The 17,678-nt window shown below is 62.4% G+C and carries 15 protein-coding genes and 1 pseudogene; 3 read left to right on the top strand and 13 right to left on the bottom strand.

Annotated features, from left to right (window positions below; genetic code table 11):
• From RDN59_RS03740 to rho, 13 genes and pseudogenes are all read right to left on the bottom strand, one after another.
• Nucleotides 1-821: pseudogene (locus RDN59_RS03740) on the bottom strand (F0F1 ATP synthase subunit beta); the annotation flags it as partial.
• 3 nt (nucleotides 822-824) lie between these two features.
• Entirely contained in the window at nucleotides 825-1,808 is a 984-nt protein-coding gene (locus RDN59_RS03735) for a F0F1 ATP synthase subunit gamma (protein WP_308606669.1), read from the bottom strand.
• Nucleotides 1,809-1,864: 56 nt separating this feature from the next.
• Nucleotides 1,865-3,505, bottom strand: a complete 1,641-nt coding sequence (gene atpA, locus RDN59_RS03730; protein WP_308606671.1) for a F0F1 ATP synthase subunit alpha — start codon at nucleotides 3,503-3,505, stop codon at nucleotides 1,865-1,867.
• Nucleotides 3,506-3,565: 60 nt separating this feature from the next.
• Nucleotides 3,566-4,381 (bottom strand): F0F1 ATP synthase subunit delta, encoded by an 816-nt coding sequence (locus RDN59_RS03725; RefSeq protein ID WP_308606668.1) that lies wholly within the window; start codon nucleotides 4,379-4,381, stop codon nucleotides 3,566-3,568.
• A 6-nt stretch (nucleotides 4,382-4,387) separates the two neighbouring features.
• Nucleotides 4,388-4,960, bottom strand: coding sequence for a F0F1 ATP synthase subunit B (locus RDN59_RS03720; protein ID WP_175972848.1), 573 nt, complete (start codon nucleotides 4,958-4,960; stop codon nucleotides 4,388-4,390).
• Nucleotides 4,961-5,005: 45 nt separating this feature from the next.
• A complete protein-coding gene (locus RDN59_RS03715) occupies nucleotides 5,006-5,248 on the bottom strand; it encodes an ATP synthase F0 subunit C (protein WP_010187073.1) in 243 nt (80 codons plus the stop codon).
• A 98-nt stretch (nucleotides 5,249-5,346) separates the two neighbouring features.
• Nucleotides 5,347-6,159 carry a F0F1 ATP synthase subunit A gene (atpB, locus tag RDN59_RS03710; RefSeq protein WP_102234376.1) on the bottom strand — a complete coding sequence of 271 codons (813 nt, stop codon included), beginning with the start codon at nucleotides 6,157-6,159 and terminating at the stop codon, nucleotides 5,347-5,349.
• A 461-nt stretch (nucleotides 6,160-6,620) separates the two neighbouring features.
• Complete coding sequence (locus RDN59_RS03705) at nucleotides 6,621-7,055, bottom strand: hypothetical protein (protein ID WP_049155069.1); 435 nt, start codon at nucleotides 7,053-7,055, stop codon at nucleotides 6,621-6,623.
• Nucleotides 7,056-7,071: 16 nt separating this feature from the next.
• Nucleotides 7,072-8,247 (bottom strand): MraY family glycosyltransferase, encoded by a 1,176-nt coding sequence (locus tag RDN59_RS03700; RefSeq protein WP_308606666.1) that lies wholly within the window; start codon nucleotides 8,245-8,247, stop codon nucleotides 7,072-7,074.
• 10 nt (nucleotides 8,248-8,257) lie between these two features.
• Nucleotides 8,258-8,935, bottom strand: coding sequence for an L-threonylcarbamoyladenylate synthase (locus tag RDN59_RS03695; protein WP_308606665.1), 678 nt, complete (start codon nucleotides 8,933-8,935; stop codon nucleotides 8,258-8,260).
• Between the two features lie 54 nt (nucleotides 8,936-8,989).
• On the bottom strand, nucleotides 8,990-9,910 hold the full coding sequence (gene prmC, locus RDN59_RS03690; RefSeq protein ID WP_308606664.1) for a peptide chain release factor N(5)-glutamine methyltransferase: 921 nt from the start codon (nucleotides 9,908-9,910) through the stop codon (nucleotides 8,990-8,992).
• A gap of 24 nt (nucleotides 9,911-9,934) precedes the next feature.
• On the bottom strand, nucleotides 9,935-11,011 hold the full coding sequence (gene prfA, locus RDN59_RS03685) for a peptide chain release factor 1 (RefSeq protein WP_308606663.1): 1,077 nt from the start codon (nucleotides 11,009-11,011) through the stop codon (nucleotides 9,935-9,937).
• Nucleotides 11,011-12,927 (bottom strand): transcription termination factor Rho, encoded by a 1,917-nt coding sequence (gene rho, locus RDN59_RS03680; RefSeq protein ID WP_308606662.1) that lies wholly within the window; start codon nucleotides 12,925-12,927, stop codon nucleotides 11,011-11,013. The genes prfA and rho overlap by 1 nt, the downstream gene beginning before the upstream one ends.
• Before the next feature lie 465 nt (nucleotides 12,928-13,392).
• Here rho and RDN59_RS03675 point away from each other — a divergent pair, with 465 nt between their 5' ends.
• The 3 genes from RDN59_RS03675 to RDN59_RS03665 all read left to right on the top strand — a co-directional run bounded on the left by RDN59_RS03675 (nucleotide 13,393) and on the right by RDN59_RS03665 (nucleotide 17,564).
• On the top strand, nucleotides 13,393-15,147 hold the full coding sequence (locus RDN59_RS03675) for a long-chain fatty-acid--CoA ligase (RefSeq protein WP_308606661.1): 1,755 nt from the start codon (nucleotides 13,393-13,395) through the stop codon (nucleotides 15,145-15,147).
• Between the two features lie 130 nt (nucleotides 15,148-15,277).
• A complete protein-coding gene (gene moaA / locus RDN59_RS03670) occupies nucleotides 15,278-16,336 on the top strand; it encodes a GTP 3',8-cyclase MoaA (RefSeq protein ID WP_308606670.1) in 1,059 nt (352 codons plus the stop codon).
• Between the two features lie 10 nt (nucleotides 16,337-16,346).
• The gene (locus tag RDN59_RS03665) at nucleotides 16,347-17,564 is read left to right on the top strand and encodes a molybdopterin molybdotransferase MoeA (RefSeq protein ID WP_308606660.1); all 1,218 of its coding nucleotides are present in this window, start codon (nucleotides 16,347-16,349) and stop codon (nucleotides 17,562-17,564) included.
• The last annotated feature ends 114 nt before the right edge of the window (nucleotides 17,565-17,678 follow it).

The raw sequence follows: 17,678 nt of genomic DNA, 5'->3' as shown, positions 1-17,678 counted from the left end.
GACACCTCAGAACCGGCCTGGGTGAAACGGAAGATGTTGTCGATGAACAGCAGCACGTCCTGGTTCTGCACATCGCGGAAGTACTCCGCCATGGTCAGACCGGACAGAGCCACGCGCATACGGACTCCTGGCGGTTCATCCATCTGGCCGAAGACAAGTGCGGTGTCTTGAAGAACACCCATCTCCTCCATCTCGAGGAAGAGGTCGGTGCCCTCACGGGTACGCTCGCCGACGCCGGCGAAGACGGAGGTACCGGAGAACTCGCGTGCGATACGAGTAATCATCTCCTGGATAAGAACGGTCTTACCCACACCTGCACCACCGAACAGGCCGATCTTGCCGCCCTTCACGTACGGGGTCAGCAGGTCGATGACCTTAATACCGGTCTCCAAGATCTCCGTCTTACCCTCCAGCTGGTCGAATGCCGGCGGCTCGCGGTGGATGCCCCACTGCTCGCCATCGCGGCCCAGACCCGGCTGGTCAAGGCAGTCACCGAGGGCGTTGAAGACGTGGCCCTTGACCACATCGCCCACCGGGACGGAAATCGGCTTGCCGGTGTCGGTCACGGCTGCACCGCGGACGAGGCCGTCGGTCGGAGCCATGGACACGGCACGGACGAGGTTGTCACCGAGGTGCTGAGCGACCTCAAGGGTGACGGTCTTTGCAACAGCCTCGAGGGTCACCTCGACGGTCAGTGCGTTGTACAGTGCCGGCAGCCCGCCACGCGGAAACTCCACGTCGACGACCGGACCGATGACACGCACCACACGGCCGGCGGTAGCCGACGACTGTGTGTTCTGCTCTTGCAGAGCTGTAGTCATAATCTAGTCACTTTCTGCGCTTTCGGCGAGCGCCCCAGCGCCACCGACGATCTCTGTGATTTCTTGGGTAATCTGCGCCTGACGAGCCTGGTTGGCCACGCGGGAGAGGTCCTTGACCAGCTCGGTTGCGTTATCAGTTGCAGACTTCATTGCGGTACGGCGTGCGGCTGACTCGGAGGCCGAGGACTCCAAGAACATCGCAAACAGGAGGCGGGACACGTACTGCGGAAGCAGTGCGTCCATGAGGGTGTCCGCATCCGGCTCGAAGTCGTAATCAGGAGTGATCTGATTGTTCGGCTCGGCGTCGGAAAGCGCGGACTCACCCATGTGGTAGTCCTCTTCCTCGATAACCGGTACCACCGGCAGCAGCTGCTGCACACGCGCGGTCTGGGTCAGCATGGACTCGAACTCGGTGTACACAACGTGTACCTGGTCGAAACCGCGAACGGTCTCGCCCTCCAGGTGAATACCCTCGCGGGTCTTGGCCTGGCCATTCGAACCGGCAACGAAGCCGTCGATGATGTGGCGGCGCACGTCGTGCGTCTTCTCCCAGGTTGGATCCTGCGAGAATCCAGTCCAGCTGCCTGCGACCTCGGCCTCACGGAACTTGTAGAAGCCAACGCCCTTGTTGCCGGTCACGTAGCGGACGGTCTCGAAACCCTCACTCTTGAGCAGGGCTTCCAGCTCGGCCGCCTTCTTGAAGATGTTGTTGTTGTAGCCACCGCACATACCGCGGTCCGAAGAGACCACGAGAATGGCGGCCACCTTTGCATCTTCGCGTTCCCGGAGCATCGGGTGATCCAGGGACGTGTGCGCCGCCAGCTTGTTGAGCACGTTGGACAGTTCACGTGCATAAGGCTGCGACGCCTCTACCCTGGCCTGAGCCTTGGTAATGCGCGAGGTAGCAATGAGCTCCTGTGCCTTGGTGATCTTCTTAGTGGAATTGACGGACCGGATACGGTCACGCAGTTCACGAAGATTAGCCATGGTGTTCGCTCCTCCCTTCTTTTTCTAGACGGTTAATTCTTAGAGCGTGCGAAACTCTATTTGGCCGTCTTGCGGGAGACGTTGAGCTCGGTCATGTTCACGTCATCTGCGGCGAGCGGGTCAACCGGAGCCTCGGTACCAAGGTTGTTGCCCTCGGTCGTGCGGAATGACGGAGTGAAGTCCTTAGCTGCTGCAACAAGTGCATCCTTGGACTCGTCGGTCAGAGCGGTGCCGCCCTGGATCTGCTCGAACACCTGCGGGGTTGCAGAGTTGAGGTGATCGTGCAGCTCCTTCTCGAAGCGGCGTACGTCCTCGACGGGAACGACGTCGAAGATGCCCTGGTCTGCGAGGAAGATGGACACCATCTGGTACTCGACAGGCTGCGGGGAGGACTCGGACTGCTTGAGCAGCTCGACGAGACGCTCACCGCGCTCCAGCTGAGCCTTGGAGGCCGGATCCAGGTCGGATGCGAAGGCCGCAAAGGCCTGCAGATCGCGGTAGGCAGCCAGCTCAAGACGCAGATTACCGGCGACCTTCTTCATACCCTTGGTCTGTGCGGCACCACCAACACGGGAGACCGACACACCGACGTTAATTGCCGGACGGACGCCCTGGTTGAACAGGTCGGACTCCAGGAAGACCTGGCCGTCGGTAATAGAAATAACGTTGGTCGGAATGAAGGCGGAGACGTCGTTCGCCTTGGTCTCAATGATCGGCAGTGCGGTCATGGAACCTGCACCCATGTCATCGGAGAGCTTTGCAGCGCGCTCCAGCAGACGGGAGTGGAGGTAGAAGACGTCGCCCGGGTAAGCCTCGCGGCCCGGCGGGCGGCGCAGCAGAAGGGAAATCGCACGGTAGGCCTCAGCCTGCTTGGTCAGATCATCGTAAATGATCAGGACGTGGTTGCCCTGGTACATCCAGTGCTGACCCAGAGCTGCACCGGAGAACGGTGCCAGCCACTTGAAGCCGGCGGCGTCGGATGCCGGAGCCGCCACGATGGTGGTGTACTCCAGTGCGCCGTGCTGCTCCAGGGTGTGGCGCACACCAGCGATGGTGGAGCCCTTCTGGCCGATGGCGACGTAGATGCAGCGGACCTGCTTGTTCTTGTCGCCAGACTCCCAGTTAGCCTTCTGGTTCAGGATGGTGTCGATACAGACGGCGGTCTTACCCGTCTTACGGTCACCAATGATCAGCTGACGCTGACCGCGACCAATCGGGGTCATTGCGTCAATAGCCTTGATGCCGGTCTGCATCGGTTCTTCCACCGGCTGACGCTGCAGCACGGACGGTGCCTGCAGCTCGAGGACGCGGTCCTCTTCAGCGGTGATCGGGCCCATGCCGTCGATCGGCTGGCCCAGGGGGTTGATAACGCGGCCGAGGAATTCCTCGCCCACAGGGATGGAGAGAACCTCGCCGGTCCTCTTGACCTCGTCGCCTTCTTTAAGCGACTCGAAGTTGCCCAAGACCACGACACCGATGGAATTGGTGTCAAGGTTCTGTGCGACGCCAATCACGCCGCCGGGGAACTCGAGCAGCTCATTCGCCATGACGGACGGCAGGCCCGAAACCTGCGCAATACCGTCAGCTGCCGAAATGACCACGCCGACCTCCTCACGGGAGGCCTCCGCGGAGTAGCTCGAGGTGTAGTTCGCAATCGCGCTACGGATCTCGTCGGAGGAGATCGTCAGCTCCGCCATGTTCTTCCTGCTCTCGGTAGTATCTTCCAGCAATTACTTAATCGTTTCTGTCGTTTCGGCTTATACCATCTGCGCGCGAAGGCGAGCAATCTTGCCTGCCGTCGAACCATCGATGACTTCGTCGCCGACGCGGATGGTCATACCACCGAGGAGGCTGGTGTCAACCTCAGAGTGGATGGACATCGCACGACCATAAATTTTGCCCAGCTTTTCAGCGAGTGCTGCCCGCTGGCTATCGTTCAGCTCACCCGCCGAAGTCACGCGCGCGATGGTACGGCCCTGCAGCTTGGCTGCAGTGTCCGCCAATCCGGCGAGATCATCAATCGGGTTCTGCTCCGGGCGGCCAATGGCCTGCAGCGCGAGGGCTTCAGTAACCATCGTGACCTTGCCGTAGAGCACGCTTGCCAGCAGTCCAACCTTGCGGTCGGACGTCGCAGTACGGTCTGAAAGCAGCTGGGTCAGTTCGCCTTCGCGGTCAAGCACGCGTGACAGGGAGAAGAGTTCGTCTTCCACCTGGCCCAGCTTGCCCTCAAACTCAGCGCCACGCAGCAGTGCGCGGCGGCCAAGGATGATAAGGCCACGGGCGATATCACGCGGCGTCGACCACTGTGCGGCGGCTGCCTCCTGGAGCACCTGCAGTGCTACCGGGGAAACCTTGCCGCCGAAAAGGGTCTGGACCAGGGACTTGCGCTCCTCGGAGGTGGAGGCGTCGTCGGTCAGCGCGACGCGCAGCTCGCGGTCGCCGTCGAGGACGCGGACCACCTCGAAGAGGTCCTGGCCTGCCTGGGTAGCAGTCGCTACCGAGCGGTCACCGGAGAGGAACTCATCCAGCTTGGACTCAACGGTAGCGAGTGCTTCGCGGCTAGCTGCCTTCATCGTTGCCTACTTTCCGGCCGGTGCCACAGTGTCGAGCTCGGACAGGAAGTTATCAATGGTGGAGGACTGCTTGGTGGCGTCCGAAAGTTCGCCGCCGAGCAGCTTCTCTGCCAGGTTGATGGAGTTCTGTCCGATGTCGGAACGCAGCTCAGACACGACCTGTGCGCGGGAAGCCTGAAGCTGCTTCTCGCCAGCGGTCAGAATGCGACGAGATTCTTCTTCTGCAGCTTCCTTAGCCTCTGCCTCGATCAGCTTGCCGCGCTCACGCGCTTGCTCACGAATCTCCGCAGCCTCTGCTCGCGCGTCAGCGAGCTGAGCATTGTACTTTTCCAGAGCGGCCTTTGCTTCGGCCTGCTGAGCCTCCGCACGCTTAAGGCCACCTTCGATCCGGTCTTCACGCTCCTGCAACATCTTGTTGTATGCCGGAAGAACGAACTTCCAGAACACAATCAGGATGATGGCGAACGGAATGAGAGACCAGACCAAGTCGTACATCTTGGGCAGAAGGATGGAGTTGCCGCTCTCCAGCGGCAGGAGCTCACTTCCTTCCGCTGCAAGGTAGTAAATGACGTTGTTCATGGGGCTCCGTTCTTAAAGTTCGATTTACTTTGTGTAAAGCGCTCTTTAGAACAGGAAGCCTGCAACGAGGCCGATCAGGGCGAGGGCCTCAACGAAGGCGATACCCAGGAACATGGTGGTACGCAGCTGGCCAGCCATCTCCGGCTGACGTGCCATGCCCTCGACGGTCTTGCCGACGAGGATACCGATGCCCAGACCCGGGCCGATGGTTGCGATGCCGTAGCCGATAGCACCGAGACCCTTGAGGGTGGACTCGTCAGCGGCCTGAGCAAGAATGATTTCGTTCATGATGAAAGTCGTTCCCTTTCAATGTTTTCCCACGGATTTGTCCGCGGGGGATGTGGTGGTTTTGGGGTATTTAGTTAACCGCGAGGTTCGCGTTGTTGTTAGTGCGAATCTGCATGCAGCGATAGTTCGATGTATACCGCCGTCAGCAGGGCGAAGATGTATGCCTGCAGGAAGATGACGATAATTTCGTAAATCGTGAACAGAACCGCCGCGACCAGCGTTAGGCCACTCAGTGCAGTCCAACCGTTGAACTGGAAGAAGAAGAAGTTCGTTGCCGAGTACAACAGGACCAAAATGAGGTGGCCAGCCAGGAAGTTCGCCATCAGACGAAGAGCCAGCGTGACTGGGCGCATGACAAACGTAGAGAAAGCCTCAATCGGCACGACAAGTACGTGCAGCAACGGCGGCAGGTTAGGAATAACCACCGAGGACTTGATGAACTTGCCGAAGCCAAAGCGCTTGGCGCCGGCGTAAATCATGGCGATGTACGCGACGACAGCCAGCACGATTGGCATACCAATACGAGCGTTCGGAGAGATGTTTAGAGCTGGAACAATAGTTGCTACGTTCCAGAACAAAACACCGAAGAAGATCGTGGCCAGGATCGGAAGGAATCGACGCCCTTCCTTGCGGCCCAAGATGTCTTCTGCGATGTGAATTCGTACGAAGTCAATCGCATGCTCCGCTACGTTTTGCAATCCTTTAGGAACCAGCTTCGGGTTCCTGAAGGCGACAACAAAAAGGAGCACCAAGATGGCCGCCATGAACAGGCGAACCAGCATGATGCGATCCAAAGCGAACCAACCGTTGGCGAAATCGGCGAAAAGAAGATCGACGACTTCACCATCATCGGTTACGTGCCCCGGGAAAAATTCTGGATCCAGTTCGGGTGCGTGAAACTCACCCTTCATGGCCAATGTCGTAACGCTCAGCGTTCTCTCCCGTGTTCGGGCCACACAGCTTGTCGAAGGCTATGTGGTGCGATGGACGTCTCAAGCTCTTTGCCCTGTCCACGGACTCCGTCGCACATCAGCGTAAACAGGGCAAGGATAAACCGTACTTTTTCGGGATAGCATGACGCTAACCCGCGGTAACCCGAAGAGAATGCTATCAGTTCGCCCTCAAGTTTTCGCACGTGGGGGCCCCGTTGCGGCCCTAAAGGCACAGCCTAGTGCCAACGGGCCCTATAAAACGCCCACATTCTGCCGAAACCCAGCTAAGTGTATTTGGTCACATACCCGCGTTTTCCCACCTTGACGGGGGTAACGGGCACTGTTGCCGCCACCGCTTTACTACACAAAAAGCCACCCTCCCGGGGTCACCGGAAGCAGTGGCTCAGTCTAAAAGGTCGAGGCGGGTTAGGACACGCGGGCTAGGACACGTAGGTCACGTTGGATGTAATCACGCCCCAGACCTCGGTGCCGAGTGTTACCGCTAGCGCCAGCAGCACGGTGACGAAAAGCGCCATCGTGTCGTAGAACTCAAGGTCCTTAATCAGCAACAGCACCATAATCAGGATGACCACTTTGAGCAGCCAGCCGCCGAGCACCACCGCCATCGTGGTCGATGGCGTGGTACGCGCAGTAAGAAGAACTGAGGCCGCGGTAAAGAGCACGAAGCCGCCGCCGATGGCCGCGCCGACGAGAACGCCCCAGATCCCAGGCAACCCGCGGACACCACCCCAGATAGCCAGGGACGCGATGGTCACGACGACAAGGCCGATGGCCCCGAGGCGGAGCGCACGCTTGAGGGGACGCCGATGATCGTCGTACGGCGAAAGCTCTTCGGAGGTCGTTGAATCAGTCACAGCCCCATACCCTACCTCAGGAGGGATCCGTTTCCACCACCACGCTGGTGGGACGCGGCTGGCGCCCAAGCTTCCCCTGGCGCAGCGGAATCAGGGTCACACCGAAGGCCACAACGAGCGCGACAGCCGCTAGTACGACGGCCACGGGCGCGGGAACGATGGAAAAGGAGACGGCCCCAAAGGCCACCGCAGAGACCCACAGGTACAGCACCAACACGGTGCGGCGGTGAGTATGCCCCAGTGAGAGCAGCCGGTGGTGGATGTGGGCCTTGTCCGCGGCAAAGGGCGAGCGCCCCTGGGATACGCGCCGGATCACGGCCCAGACAAGGTCGAGGACTGGAATAAAGACCGCAGCAACAACGACGATGACAGGTGACATCAGCGCCACGATGTCCACGGTTCCATACAGCGACATGTTGATCTTGCCCGACGCTGAGGTCGACGCCGCGGCAAGCAACAAACCGATCAGCATCGCCCCGCTATCCCCCATGAAAATGCGGGAGGGCTCGAAGTTATGCGGGAGGAACCCGGCGCACACGCCCACGAGCGCCGCCGCGATGATCGCCGGCGGATAGGCCGAGACCGCGCCACCCTGGTCATGCAGCACGGTCAGCGAGAAGACCAAGATGGCGCCACCAGCAATCATGCCCAGCCCGGCGGCCAGCCCATCGAGCCCGTCCACGAAGTTGATTGCGTTGATGAGCAGGACCGTAAAGAAGGTAGTCAAGAGTGTTCCCTGGACCTGGTCGAGGATAACCGTGGTTCCATCACCAAAGGGCAAGAAGAGAAGAGTCCACGTCAGACCTAGACCGCTCATGATGGCCGCGGCCACCAATTGCCCGATGAGCTTGACCAGAGCACTCAGCTCCACCAGATCATCCACCACGCCGACGATGACAATCGCCGCGGCTGACCACAGCACAGCATTCATCTCCGGTGTGACCGGCATAAACCCGCGAGTCAAGGCTGGAAGCTGGCCTGCCAGGTACACGGCGGCCGCAAACCCCGTGAACATGGCAACGCCACCCAACTGCGGGGTCGGTTGCGAGTGACTATCACGCAGACGAATCTCCGCCACCTGGCCGCTGCGCACCAAGACGCTGCGCACCAGTCCGGTGGTGAGGTAGGTAAACGCCGCTGCGACGAAGATGATCAACGCCAGTTCGCGCAGCGGCACTCCGGTTCCAGCCACTGATGTCTCCTTAAGAGGATTGGCTACCCGGTCGGGTGCGCAAGGACTCTGCAGACACTCCGATGACCTCGCCGATCTGCTCGGCGCTCAGCGCGCCCTCGCGCAAGAGGTAGGGGCGCGGACCGGACAGGTCGATAATGGTGGAGGGCTTGCCGACCTCGGCCTCTCCCCCATCCAGATAGACCGTGACGGCCTTGCCCAGCTGCTGCTTGGCGGCAATCGCGGTGGTCGGCGGGGTTTGGCCGGAGATATTCGCGGAGGAGACAGCCATGGGGCCAACCTCGCGGAGGAGCTCAATAGCAATCGGGTGCAGGGGCATGCGCAGCATCACCGTGCCGCGGGTATCGCCCAGGTTCCAGGGCAGCGAGGGTGCTTGCGGAACGACGATGGACAGCCCACCCGGCCAGAAGGCCTCGATGAGTGTCTGTGCGGTGTCATCCAGCGAAGCCACCAGGCCCTTGACGGTGTCCCAGGAGCCGACGAGCACCGGTACCGGCATGTCCGGGCCGCGGTGCTTGGTGGACAAAAGGCTAGCCACGGCATCGTTATCGAAGGCATCGCAGCCCAGCCCGTAGAGCGTGTCGGTGGGCATCACGACGAGTCGGCCTGACTTGGCCGCTTTGACGGCAAGTGCCATGCCTTCTTCGCGCTCACTAGCGTCCGCACAGTTATAAATCTGTCCCTGCATTGGTCTCTCCTTTAATCCCGTTCCTATCGGCTTGTCGACCAATCTTCGACCAATCTACTGTACTCCTCGCTTCGCTGTGACAAATCGTGCCGTGCCAGTGAGGTCCTTGAGCACCTCGATATCGCTGAAGCCGCCGTGTGCGCGTAGGGCTTCCTGCACCTGTTGGGAGGTCTCGTCGTCGTGCTCAATGCCCACATGCCCGCCGGGACGCAGCAGCGCGGCGATGGTCGGAATCATCGCGGTGATGGTCTCCATGCCGTCTACTCCGCCAAACACCGCATCGTGCGGATCCTGGTAGACCTCCGGGTCCAGATCCGGGGTCTCCGGAACGTAAGGCGGGTTGGTGAGCACGAGGTCAACGGTGCCATGCAGCTCCGACAAAAGCTGGGCGTCGGTGACGTCGCACTGCACCACGTTCACAGAACCCGCCCCGCCGCGCGCAGCGGTTGCGGCATTGCGCCGGGTGTAGGCCAGGGCGGCGTCGGCTAGCTCCACTGCCCACACCTGGGCCTGCGGCACATAGTGGGCGACGTACAGCGCGAGTGCCCCGGACCCAGCACACAAATCCACGACGCGGGGAGATTGCGAGTTAAGTTTCGTCGTCTCCTCTGCGTTAAATTTCTTCGTCACCTCCGCGTTAAATTTCTTTAGAAATTTAACGCCCCAGTCGGCGAGCACCTCCGTCTCCGGTCGCGGGATGAACACGCCGGGGCCCACCTCGAGTTCGAGGGGGCCGAACCACGCCACACCCAGGATGTGCTGCAGGGGCTCGCGTGCTTCACGACGCCCCACCAACGCCCCATAGGCCACGTCAAAGCCGGGCATCGGAGCCTCGTTAAGCGGGATGTCCATGTGGCCGCAGTGGATGAGGTGGGCAGCCAGCAGGCGCGCATCCCACTCGGGTGAAGGTACCCCGGCAGCGCGAAGGCGCTCCGTGGCATCACGAAGCGCCTCCTTATAGGTGTGAAAAGTCACCGAATTAAACCGTGCCTTAGTCTTCTAGTCCTCAGCCTCAAGGCGCTCCGCGCGCTCTTGGGCTTGTAGGGCATAGATGAGGTCCTGCATGTCACCGTTGAGCACGGAGTCCAGGTTATTGGCCTTGTAGCCGATGCGGTGGTCGGTGATGCGGTTCTCCGGCCAGTTATAGGTGCGGATGCGCTCGGAGCGGTCCATGGTGCGCACCTGGGAGGCGCGCTGCTCGCCGGCCTCGGCCTCGCGGGCCTCGCGCTCCATCTGGTCCAGGCGGGCTTGCAGCACCTGCAGGGCACGCGCCTTGTTCTGAATCTGGGAGCGCTCCTTCTGACAGGTCACCACCAGGCCGGTCGGCAGGTGGGTAATACGCACCGCGGAGTCAGTGGTGTTCACGCCCTGACCACCCTTACCGGAGGAACGGTAGACATCGACACGGATGTCCTTGTCATCGATGTTGACGGAGTCGATTTCCTCCGGTTCCGGGTAGACCAGCACACCGGCTGCGGAGGTCTGGATGCGGCCCTGGGACTCGGTCACCGGGACGCGCTGTACGCGGTGCACACCGCCCTCAAACTTGAACACGCTCCACGCGCCATCACGGGACGGGGTCTTGGACTTGAAGGAGATGGACATGTCTTTGACACCACCGAGGTCGGACTCGTTGAGGCCCAAAACCTCCCACTGGAAGCCGACCTTATCGGCGAAGCGCTCGTACATGCGGGCTAGGTCGCCAGCGAAAAGTGCTGCCTCTTCGCCGCCGGCGCCGGCCTTGATTTCCATGATGATGTCCTCGGAGTCATGCTCATCGCGCGGGGCCAGCAGGTCCGCGAGCTTTTCCTCCAGTTGCACGACGAGCGGCTCGAGGCGGTCGACCTCAGGCTGGAACTCGTGGTCCTCGTAGGCCATTTCTTTGGCATCGGCCAGGTCTTGGCGAGCCTGGACCAGCTCGTCGTTCACGGCGACGATGGGCCGAAGTTCGGCGTACCGCTTGGACAGCTTGCGGAACTGAGACTGATCACCGGCTACCTCCGGGTCAGCCATCTGCATTTCGATGCCTTGGAACTCGGAGACAATGTCATCAACGAGGGAAACCTGGTTAGACATTACTTGTAGTCCTCCTCATCCGTGTCAGCCGCCATGGGCGCGGACGAGGCCACCTGCATGAGGAACTCGCCGTTGGAGCGGGTCTTCTTGAGCTGCTTGATCAGCAGGTCAATAGCGGCGAAGGAGTCCAAGCCGGAGAGGATGCGGCGCAGCTTGGTCATGATGCGTGCTTCCTCCGGAACCAGCAGGAGCTCGTCCTTGCGGGTGCCGGACGGGTTGACGTCCACGGCCGGGAAGATGCGGCGCTCGGAGATGGCGCGATCGAGCTTGAGCTCGGCGTTGCCGGTGCCCTTGAACTCCTCGAAGATGACGGTGTCACCGGTGGAGCCGGTCTCCACCATCGCGGTAGCGATGATGGTCAGCGAGCCGCCGTTTTCGATGTTGCGGGCAGCACCCAAGAAGCGCTTCGGCGGGTACAGGGCGTTGGAGTCCACACCACCGGACAGGATGCGGCCCGACGCCGGGGAGGAGTTGTTGTAGGCGCGGCCTAGGCGGGTGATGGAGTCGAGCAGGACGACGACGTCCTTGCCCTGCTCCACCAGGCGCTTGGCGCGCTCGATGGCCAGCTCCGCCACCGAGGTGTGCTCTGACGGCGGGCGGTCGAAGGTGGAGGCGATGACCTCACCGTTGACGCTACGCTGCATGTCGGTGACCTCTTCGGGCCGCTCGTCCACGAGGACCACCATGAGGTAGCACTCCGGGTTGTTCGTGGCGATGGCGTTGGCGATGTTTTGCAGGATCGTCGTCTTACCGGCCTTCGGCGGGGAGACGATGAGCGCGCGCTGGCCCTTGCCAATCGGCATGATCAGGTCGATGACGCGGGTGGTGAGGATCTTCGGGTCCGTCTCCAGGCGCAGACGCTGGTTCGGGTACAGCGGAGTGAGCTTGGCGAAGTCCGGGCGCTCCTTCGCGGTGGACGGATCCAGGCCGTTGACGGTGTCGACCTCCACCAGCTGGTTGTATTTGCGGCGGTTGCGGCCGTTGCCATGAGTGTGGGTCGGGCCCGAGACCTTGACCTTGCCGGTCAGGGCATCGCCGGAGCGCAGGCCCAAGCGGCGCACGAGGTTGTTGTTGACAAAGACATCGGAGCTGGCCGCGCGGTAGCCGGTGGTGCGCAGGAAGGCCACGTTGTTGTCGACGACCTCGAGGATGCCGCCCACTAGCTGTACTTCATCGCCCTCGCGGATCTGCAGGTCATTGCCACCGTTGCCACCGCCATCGCGGTCACGCCCGCGGCGGTTGCGACGATTACGGCGGTTGCGGCGGCCCCCGCCGCCGTTGTTGTCATCATCGTTGCGGTGGTTATCGCGGCGGTTATTGTTGTGGCCGCCACCGTTATTGCCACCGTTGCCGCGATCACCGTTATCGGAGTTGTGTCCACCGCGGGACTGGTTGTCCTCGGACTTGGATTGCTTGTCCTCGGCGCCGTTGTTATTTCCGTTGCCGTTGGCCTTAGCCTCTTCGCGGGCCTCGCGCTCCTGGCGGCGCGCACGGTTGCGGCGGGCGCGGCGGGCCTGGGAGCGGGACTCGTAACGCTGCTCGTCGTGGCCGTCTTTCTGCTCGGACTCCTGAGCACCGTCCTCGCCCTTATGGGTGTTCTCAGGCTCCGGTTTCTCGGAGGCCTGGTCAGCAGCGCCGGCAGGGCGGGAAGCCTTGCGGGTCGCGCGGCGCGGCTGCGCGTCCTTCTTCGACTCCTTCTGTGCGGAGTCCTCTGCGGCGGGCGCGTCCTTAGCCTCGCCTTGGGCAGCGGCCTTCGCGCCGCGCGCAGGCACCTGGCCGGTGGTCAGGGCAGTGATGAGATCCCCCTTGCGCAGTCCGGAGACGCCGCGAAGTCCGCGCTCCGCAGCTAGCTTGCGCAATTCCGGCAGCTTCAGGGAGGCGAGATCCTGTGCTGCGGTCTTGTCCGTATCGCTCACGGATATCCTTTCGTCGCTTCACCAACGCGCGCCGTCTTATCTGCCGCACCCGCACTGTGCGTGGTGCTGTTCCAAGCGGGCGTTGGAAGCCAGTGTGTAATTGAGATGGTCCTCCGCCACCAGCGAGTTCACGCAACCGCGATCCCCGTGGGCGGTGGTTGTCTTGGCTCTCCCCCCTCTCCGGCCCTGCGGTACGGAACGTGAAGGACTCCTTGTTGAACTCTTGAAAGCCCTCAAGGAATCGGCCGCGGGTCAAGCGCGGGGAGATATTTTAAGAAGGCGACTGCGAGCGTATCTCTCCCCTCTCACCGCCGCGCGCACCGTTGGACTGCCATGAGTTTTCACCGCAGGTGTGTGCGCCGTGGAGGGAGCTCGGAGGTGCGGGGAAAGCCTTCCCCGCCAGTCGCGGATAACTATACCGCATCCTTCCCCCGCGCTCACACTGACACGGCTAAAGTAGTGCGCATGCTCTCCACAATGCAGGATATCCCGCTGTCCCTCACCCGCATCCTGGAGTACGGTTCCTCCGTCCACGGCCAAACCCAGGTCATCACCTGGCACAGCGCCAACCCCGGCAACGAACGCGAGGAAACCACCTTTGCTGATGTCGGCGCCCGCGCCGCCGCCTTCGCCCACGCCCTGCATGACACGCTCGGCATCACCGGTGACGAGCGCGTGGGCTCACTGATGTGGAATTGCGCCGAACACCTCGAAGTACTTTTTGGCACCGCCTGTAAGGGGGCGGTGTTCACGCCGCTCAACAAGCAGCTCATGAATGATCAGATCCGGCACATCATCAACCACGCCGAGGTTCGCGTCATCGTCGCAGATGCCCGGTTAGCGGAGCAGCTCGCCCGCGTACTGGACGGCGTGGAGTGCGTGCGCGCGGTGGTCTTCACGGGCGTCGACAAGCCCAGCATTGCACTGCCGGGCAACGTTGAGGTTTATAGCTACGAACAGCTTCTTGATGGGCGCTCCACCGTGTACAACTGGCCGGTGTTGGATGAGCACACCGCTGCCGCCTTGTGCTACTCCACTGGCACCACCGGCGCGCCGAAAGGTGTGCTCTACTCGCACCGCGCCCTGTTTTTGGAGGGGATGCAATTGCGCTCCTCCGACTCCCTGTGCGTGACCCATGGCGAGACCTTCTTGTGCTGCATCCCCATCTATCACGTGCTGAGCTGGGGAGTTCCTTTTGCGGCCTGGATGACGGGCACGCCGCTGGTGCTTCCCGACGCCGACGTCTCCCCCGCCACCCTGGCCAACATCATCGCCGCCACCTCCCCGCGCGTGGCGCACGGTGTGCCCACCATTTGGATTCAGCTCTTCGTGCACTACCTCAAGAACCCGCCGGAGCGCATGACACTGACGGAGATCTTCGCTGGCGGCTCCCCTGTGCCACCGCAGCTCATCAAGAGCTGGGAAGAGCGCTACGGCGTGGACGTGGTCCACGTGTGGGGCATGGCGGAAACCACCACGGTGGGCACCGTGGCGCGCCCGCCCTCAGGCGCCTCGGGTGAAGCTCGCTGGGCCTACCGCATCTCCCAAGGGCGCTTCCCTGCCGCCCTGGAATACCGCGTGGTCAATGACGGCCACGTGGTCAACACCACCGACCGCAATGCGGGCGAGATTCAGGTCCGCGGCAACTTGGTCACCGGCTCCTACTACCACTCACCCACCTCGGAGGACGGCGGTGCTGCCCACGAATTCCGTGGAAAAGACGTCGAGGACGCGGCCTCGAAGTTCACGGCGGACGGCTGGCTGCGCACCGGCGACGTCGGCTTCGTCACCGAGGATGGCTTCCTTACCGTGGAGGATCGTGCGCGCGATGTTATTCGCTCCGGTGGTGAGTGGATTTACTCCGTGCAGTTGGAGAACCTCATCATGGCCAACCCGGTGGTGCTCGAATGCGCCGTCATTGGCTACCCCGACAAGCAGTGGGTGGAGCGCCCACTAGCTGTGACCGTCCTTGCCGCGGATATCAGCCCCACGATTGAGACCGCCGAGCGCCTGCGTGACGGGATGCGCTCCGAGCTGCCCTCTTGGATGCTGCCGGAGTACTGGACCTTCGTGAAGTCCATCGATAAGACCTCGGTGGGCAAATTCGATAAGAAGGACCTGCGCGCCCACCTTGCGGAGGGCGAGTACAACATCATCCGCCTCAAGGGCCCGGGTGAGGCGCAGCGCCTCGACGCTGAAGAGGTTGACGGGGAGGACTAGCCTCACCCCGCCTATTCATTCGGCTAGCTTCGATCTAGACTTGCCAGCAATGTCCGCCCAACGATCCCAACCTTCGCCACCCGCCCCCGCCCCGTTGGCACTGCCATTGCCGCGAGTACGGGACGCGGGGATGCCGCCCACGGACCTGCCAGGGGCAGGGCCAGACGGCCGCCGCGCACTCGTGGATCGCTACGGCCGCCAGGCCCGCGACCTACGCGTCTCCCTGACGGATCGCTGCAACCTGCGCTGCACCTACTGCATGCCCGCCGAAGGTTATGAGTGGCTGACCACCGAACACACGCTCAGCGATGAGGAAACCATCCGGCTGATCCGCCTCGCGGTAGAAAAGCTCGGCATCCAGCAGGTGCGCTTCACCGGTGGGGAACCTCTTCTTCGCGGTTCCTTAGAGAAAATCATCGCCGCCACAAAAGCGCTCACTACCGATGAGGGCCGCTCTCCTACTGTTGCTCTCACCACCAACGGGCTGGGCTTGGATAAACGCCTGCCGGGGCTAAAGCGCGCCGGGCTGGACCGCGTCAATATCTCCCTGGACACCCTCGATCCAGAACTCTATGCCCGGCTCACCCGGCGCGACCGCCTAGCGGATGTGCTCACATCCATCGACGCCGCGCTGGCCGCCGACATGGATCCGGTCAAGATTAACGCCGTCATCATGCCAGGCGTCAACGAATCTGCGATCCTTCCTTTGTCGCGCTTTTGCCTCGAACGCGGCGCGCAGCTGCGCTTCATTGAGCAGATGCCTCTAGGCCCACGGGAGGAGTGGGAGCGCTCTCGCATGGTGACCGCCGAGGATATTGTGACGCGCTTGGCCGAAGACTTCGAGCTCACCCCGGCTAAGAAACCCCGCGGCTCCGCGCCGGCTGCACTGTGGTCCGCGGTCTCGCGCGATGGCTCCCTCCCCACAGGACACATCGGGGTGATCGCCTCCGTGACGCGGCCCTTCTGCGGGGATTGCGACCGCACGCGCCTGACCGCAGACGGCGCGGTGCGCAATTGCCTCTTCGGCAATTCGGAAACCTCCTTGCGCGACCTCATGCGGGCCGGTGCCAGCGATGCGGAGCTCGCCACCGCGTGGGCGGGTGAAATGTGGAGGAAATTACCGGGCCATGGGGTGGATGATGAAGGCTTCCTTCAACCAGATCGCCCGATGTCCGCCATCGGCGGCTAGATTGGGTGCAATGACAAGCACTGGGACTGACTTAAGTATCGAGGAGTATTTCGACCGCCTCCACGCGCTCGTCCGCGCCCTGCCTGCGGAGCATGTCCCACTCTCGCAGGGTCACGTATTGGCTGAGCCCCTCGTCGCCCGCCTGCCCCTGCCAGCGCAAGATAATTCCGCGATGGATGGTTTCCTCATTTCGGAGCCCGGCTCTCCCGACAGCCTCACCGTTCCTTTCACTCTGCCCGTCGTGGGTGATGTGCCTGCCGGCGCGCCTGCCCAGGCCCCGCAGCCCGGCACTGCGCTGCGCATCATGACCGGTGGTGCAGTACCCGCGGGCTTTGATGGTCTGGTCATCCCCGTGGAGGACACCGATATTCCACCAGGCCCGGGGCCACTGCCCGAGACCGTCACGGTGCGCCGTTTGCCAGAGCGCAACCACATCCGGCGGCGCGGTTCCCACATCGAAGCTGGCCACCAACTAGCCGGTGCCGCCACGCTGGTCGACGCCTCCCTCATCGCCGCCGCCATCTCTGCCGGGGTCAGCACCGCCGTGGTCCACCGCATCCCGCGAGTGAGCATTATCGCCACGGGCGAGGAGCTGCTCAACGGCCAACTCCCGGATTCCAATGGTCCGATGCTCGACGCACTCATGAGTGCAACCGGGCCTGTTGACATCACTCGCGCGGTATGCGGAGATTCTCCCGCTGAGCTGCGCCGCCGCTTCGACGCGGCTGCCGCTGACTCCGATCTCATCGTCACCACCGGCGGGGTATCTGCAGGAGCCTTTGACGTGGTTCGCGCTGTCATTGAGGATGCCGTGGAGCGCGGCTCTTATTGGTTCGGGCACGTCAACCAACGCCCCGGCGCGCCGCAGGGCCACGCGCTGTGGAACGGCGTTCCCGTGGTGTGTTTGCCGGGCAACCCGGTGGCGGCGTTCGTCTCCGCGCATCTCTACCTCACCCCGCTTCTGCGTTCCTTGCGCGGCCTTCCCCGCCCCACCGGAGTTTTAGACCGGCCGCATCTGACGGCTGTCGCCCGGGCCGACTTCCCGCATCCGCACCGCCCGCTGATTCAGCCGTGCTCAATTGCTCTGGAGGGAAGCATTACTGCCTCTCCGCCGCCTGGTCCACGCATGCGCAGCCACCACGTTGCAGCACTGCCGGGCACGCAAGGTTTCGCGCTGCTGACGCGCCCCGTCACCGCAGGGGAGCAACTTACCGTCTACCCCTACTAGCTTCACGGTCTCCCCTCTACAGCCCCCCTCCGTTGCTGCCAAAGATCGCGCCTCAGAAACGCGGATCGGCCCACTCTTCGTCAGCTAGGCTAGGTCCACCGGAGGAAAGGACCC

Source organism: uncultured Corynebacterium sp. (assembly GCF_902489365.1).
Taxonomy (GTDB): domain Bacteria; phylum Actinomycetota; class Actinomycetes; order Mycobacteriales; family Mycobacteriaceae; genus Corynebacterium.
The sequence above is the reverse complement of the archived record's forward strand: the minus strand, read 5'-3'. Positions and strand labels throughout refer to the sequence as shown.

What these genes read in the sequence shown, in the direction of transcription:
- RDN59_RS03735 (WP_308606669.1), bottom strand. Translation starts at nt 1,808, where the DNA reads ATGGCTAATCTTCGTGAACTGCGTGACCGTATCCGGTCCGTCAATTCC.
- atpA (WP_308606671.1), bottom strand. Translation starts at nt 3,505, where the DNA reads ATGGCGGAGCTGACGATCTCCTCCGACGAGATCCGTAGCGCGATTGCG.
- RDN59_RS03725 (WP_308606668.1), bottom strand. Translation starts at nt 4,381, where the DNA reads ATGAAGGCAGCTAGCCGCGAAGCACTCGCTACCGTTGAGTCCAAGCTG.
- RDN59_RS03720 (WP_175972848.1), bottom strand. Translation starts at nt 4,960, where the DNA reads ATGAACAACGTCATTTACTACCTTGCAGCGGAAGGAAGTGAGCTCCTG.
- RDN59_RS03715 (WP_010187073.1), bottom strand. Translation starts at nt 5,248, where the DNA reads ATGAACGAAATCATTCTTGCTCAGGCCGCTGACGAGTCCACCCTCAAG.
- atpB (WP_102234376.1), bottom strand. Translation starts at nt 6,159, where the DNA reads ATGAAGGGTGAGTTTCACGCACCCGAACTGGATCCAGAATTTTTCCCG.
- RDN59_RS03695 (WP_308606665.1), bottom strand. Translation starts at nt 8,935, where the DNA reads ATGCAGGGACAGATTTATAACTGTGCGGACGCTAGTGAGCGCGAAGAA.
- prfA (WP_308606663.1), bottom strand. Translation starts at nt 11,011, where the DNA reads ATGTCTAACCAGGTTTCCCTCGTTGATGACATTGTCTCCGAGTTCCAA.
- RDN59_RS03675 (WP_308606661.1), top strand. Translation starts at nt 13,393, where the DNA reads ATGCTCTCCACAATGCAGGATATCCCGCTGTCCCTCACCCGCATCCTG.
- moaA (WP_308606670.1), top strand. Translation starts at nt 15,278, where the DNA reads ATGCCGCCCACGGACCTGCCAGGGGCAGGGCCAGACGGCCGCCGCGCA.
- RDN59_RS03665 (WP_308606660.1), top strand. Translation starts at nt 16,347, where the DNA reads ATGACAAGCACTGGGACTGACTTAAGTATCGAGGAGTATTTCGACCGC.